Annotated in this window: 4 protein-coding genes; 1 reads left to right on the forward strand and 3 read right to left on the reverse strand. The window is 36.2% G+C overall.

Annotated features, from left to right (window positions below):
- Positions 1-181 precede the first annotated feature (181 nt).
- Entirely contained in the window at positions 182-1,315 is a 1,134-nt protein-coding gene (locus tag U0M88_RS08010; protein WP_331869487.1) for a PTS transporter subunit EIIC, read from the forward strand.
- A gap of 78 nt (positions 1,316-1,393) precedes the next feature.
- Here U0M88_RS08010 and U0M88_RS08015 read toward each other — a convergent pair whose 3' ends face one another.
- From U0M88_RS08015 to U0M88_RS08025, 3 genes are all read right to left on the reverse strand, one after another.
- Complete coding sequence (locus U0M88_RS08015) at positions 1,394-2,473, reverse strand: Fic family protein (RefSeq protein ID WP_331869488.1); 1,080 nt, start codon at positions 2,471-2,473, stop codon at positions 1,394-1,396.
- 115 nt (positions 2,474-2,588) lie between these two features.
- Positions 2,589-2,996 carry a hypothetical protein gene (locus tag U0M88_RS08020; protein WP_331869489.1) on the reverse strand — a complete coding sequence of 136 codons (408 nt, stop codon included), beginning with the start codon at positions 2,994-2,996 and terminating at the stop codon, positions 2,589-2,591.
- A 285-nt stretch (positions 2,997-3,281) separates the two neighbouring features.
- Positions 3,282-3,950, reverse strand: a complete 669-nt coding sequence (locus tag U0M88_RS08025; RefSeq protein WP_331869490.1) for a hypothetical protein — start codon at positions 3,948-3,950, stop codon at positions 3,282-3,284.
- Positions 3,951-4,077 lie beyond the last annotated feature (127 nt).

Raw genomic sequence — 4,077 nt, forward strand, 5'->3', positions numbered from 1 at the left:
AGGTAACCCTCCTTATTTGTTTGCGGTAATTCCACAATACTATGAATTTTTTTACCAAAGTATAATGGTAAATCCACGATGCAACAAATTAAGGAAGGTTACTTTTTTTATCCCTCCTTCGTCATTTCATATTGTCTATTTTGTGTTTCTTATTATACTAAAAGTGAAAAGAGATGATTCTATGCTTGAAAAATGTAAACACAGCCTTTCTGTTTTTCTGGATGTTTTAGCATCCTGCCTGATGCCTTTGATTCCGATGTTAATTGCCGCTTCCATGTTTAAGACCTTGGCAGCCATTTTAGGGCCGGATATGTTACACTGGATCGATGCTTCGAGTTCTTTGTATGTCCTCTTTACCTTTGTCGGTGATGCCGGTTTCTACTTCTTCCCAATCATGATCGGCTATACGGCTGCCAAACGCTTTAACTGTAATGTCATCTTAGGAATGTTTATAGGTGCCATCATGCTGCATCCTACATTTGTGCAAATGGCTGAAACTGGCAGTGCCTTTGATGTGTATGGTATTCCCTGCCATGTACAAAACTATTCCTCTACAATCATCCCAATTCTGTTATCGGTCTTTGTATTTTCCTATATTGAACGCTTTTTCAATAAACATATACCACAGACATTATCTGCCATTTTCGCCCCCACCTTATCCATTGCCATAATTCTTCCGATTGCCCTTTGTATCTTAGGCCCAATTGGTTCCATCGTAGGCGAATACATCAGTAACGCTCTGATTGACTTAGGAAATATGGGTGGTCTTGCCACAATTCTTTCCATGGCATTGATTGCGGCCCTGTGGGAATATATCGTTATGGCTGGGATGCATTGGTTATTTATCACAACCATTTTTATGATTCTTGCACAAGATGGCGTAGAATCGGTTGTCGCCCCTTCTGTTTTACTGGCCGCCTTCACCGTGGGTGGAATGTGTTCAGGCGCCATGCTTCGAATCAAAGACAAAGAACAGCGTGCCCTTGCCTTTTCCTATATTATCACCCAGATGATTGGCGGTGTAACCGAACCTGGTTTGTATGGAATTGGGGTACGATACAAAAGACCGTTTATCGGTATGATGGCAGGCGGAATTGCCGCCGGTTTATTCGCATCCATTGTCGGATTACAAGTTTATAATTTCTTACCCGTTGCCAGTTTCTTAGGTTTACTGAGTTTTATCGGTGGTAGCACCATGAACTTAGTTTATGCCGTTATTGGAGCTGTCATCGCCTTTGTGGTTTCCACAGCCGTAACGTATGTATTAGGTGTCGATGAATCCAAAAATGAGAATAAAGAAGTAATTAAACAATGATTTTGTATCATCTATGAAATAAATTGACCTAATTTTTATAAAAAAGTATCATAAATTGCGATTTATGATACTTTTTTCTTACTTTCCTACAAATAAGTCATAAATTTTCTTATATTTATATCCTTTTTTCATTACGGAATCATCTTTCGTAATAACTTCTAATTCTTCCAACCGGTTGATGATCCGTAATACGGTAGCTTTTGATACACCGGTCAAATCTTCAATTTCTTTTTTTGTGAAAACAATCTGAGACATAATGACCGGCATAACTTTATATACCATACCACTGTGAACTTGCTCAATTGTTTTCATATCTTCCTCATAGATTGTTTTGATCTTGTGAAGTCTCAATATAAAAGCATTGCATTGATCAATGATACATTGTGAGAAAAATTTCAAATATCCTCTATAGTTTCCTCTACGATACTCCATTAAATATCGTTGATATGATGGCTTATAGAGTTCTAATATTTCTGACATAAAAAGAATAGGTTTTTGCATCTCTAACATGGCAAGCTGTATTGGTATCAAAGCACGACCTAATCTTCCGTTTCCATCGCTATAGGGATGTATTGTCTCAAATTGTGCATGAGTCAGTGCAATATTAACCAGCAAAGGATCGACAAAAGCATCATTCATATACTCGTATAAATTCTGTAACAGAGTATAAATTTCTTGTGGCACCGGAGGAACGAAAATAGCACCTTCGATTCCTACACCTCTAGGCCCAATCCAGTTCTGGGTAGAGCGAATCTGACCTGGCTGTCGATCATTTCCACGCACACTATCCAATAAGATTTTATGCATTTGATTTACTAAATACATATCGATCTTTTTGCCTTGTATAACTTGTTGATAAGCAAACTCAATCGCTCGTTTCAAATTTTGAATTTCCCGACTATCATCCGTCGGCTTTAAATATTTCAAATAATACATTTCATCCTGTGAAATCTGCGTTCCTTCAATTTGTGTGGATTTATAACTTTCATTCAACAAAGCAGAATCTAGGAAAAAAGAAGAATCGAAATTCAAATTATCAAACAAAGACTTATATTCTCCATATCTTTGACTGGCTTCACTTAAAAGATTTAATAATTCTTTATCAACTTTATATTCAACAGGTAGAATTTTTGCCTGAAAAGGTTCCAAAACAATCACCTCAATTTATATATGAAATAATTATACGTGATTTTTTAAAAAAAGTATCATAAATTGCAATTATTGATACTTTTTTTATTTCTTATATATAAATTTTGAATCATTTTGATACAATTTACCACAATAAACGTGTGATACTCAACACCAATGGAATACTAACGAGAGATAATAAAGTAGAAAGACTGACAATGCGCGCACCATATTCAAGGTCTCCCGCATACATTTGCGAAAACATCGCAAGCATGACACCAACGGGTGTGCTGTTTGCAATTAACAAAGTCATTCGAATATCATAAAACTGTATAGGCAACAACATCATAAAAATAGCCGTGCATAAAGGAACGATAATTAGTCTGAAAAAACTGACTTTATACCCTTCCAGAGATGTAAAGATATGTACACTTTTACTATTGGCCATATAAAGATGTACATCCAACTTATCACCCTGCACTTTCAGTCCATAACCCGGGCGACTGATTAATTCCAAATTGTATTGACTTAGTTTATTACGGACTTCTTTCAAACATCGAGAAAGGGTAGATTAGTCGATATAAAGACGATCACATAGTGTTTCAAACTATGTCATGGCGATCACCTCATTTTAACCGCTAAAATCAGGCCATCTATGTTAACGAGGTTTAACGCTCCCCGGTTTAGCGACCGTTTAACGCTCCCCGGTTTAGCGACCAGGGTTACCTGTGTTGATCTGTCTGGATTTATTTTAAATCTTTCCTTTATGCAAACCATGAATTTAAAATTCAACACTTAAAAAGTCTATTGAAGTTATGATCAATAGACTTTTACAATTTTATGACTGTGCTTCTTCAGAGATCTCTGCCGCTTTGATTTTCCATTCATTTTCATCCTGAACTAAATCAAAACGCATCTGGTATTTCTTTTGTTCTGCACCGGTAAACAAAGTTTCCATTCTATCAAATATATAGCCGCCGATATCCTGCATCATTGCCTCCATCATGGCATCTTCTCCTTGATCATTGTAAATCTGCATCAATCGATTCAAATTTTCATTGGCATAATTCTGCGTATAAGTTGTTAATTCACTCTCCATAGCCGTAAAATCAATATTTTCATAATCTTTTCCATCGATATCAACTAATACTGAAATCGTATCTTCTTCCATTTTTGTATCATTGATCTCGTAAGATGTAATCGCTGCTTTTACCGCATTTGTCGCAAAATCATTGGCTTCCTGATCAAATGTATCACCCATATCCAAACTATCTAACAGACTTTCCATATACGAATCCATATTATCAATACCTAAAGGATCAATATAGGAATCTGTTGTGTATTCTTCCGCTCCATCTAAATTTCCATTTTGAATCGCATCCAAATACCCACTGACAACATCGGTAGCTGCTTGTATCTGTGCTTCATTATTATTTCCACAACCAGCTACGCCTATGGCAAATGCCATTGCCACAAACAAAGATACTAATTTTTTCGCTAAATTCAACTAAAAAGTTGATGTAGAGAATTAAAAATGATGTTTTTTAGTTTTGATAGAGTGTAAACACATCAATTGGCAGCTCAAAAGAACATATGTCTTTTGTCACAAAGGGAACAGTTCCCTTCATAGCCAA

Origin of the sequence: Faecalicoccus sp., assembly GCF_036552745.1 — a bacterium.
GTDB lineage: Bacteria > Bacillota_I > Bacilli_A > Erysipelotrichales > Erysipelotrichaceae > Faecalicoccus.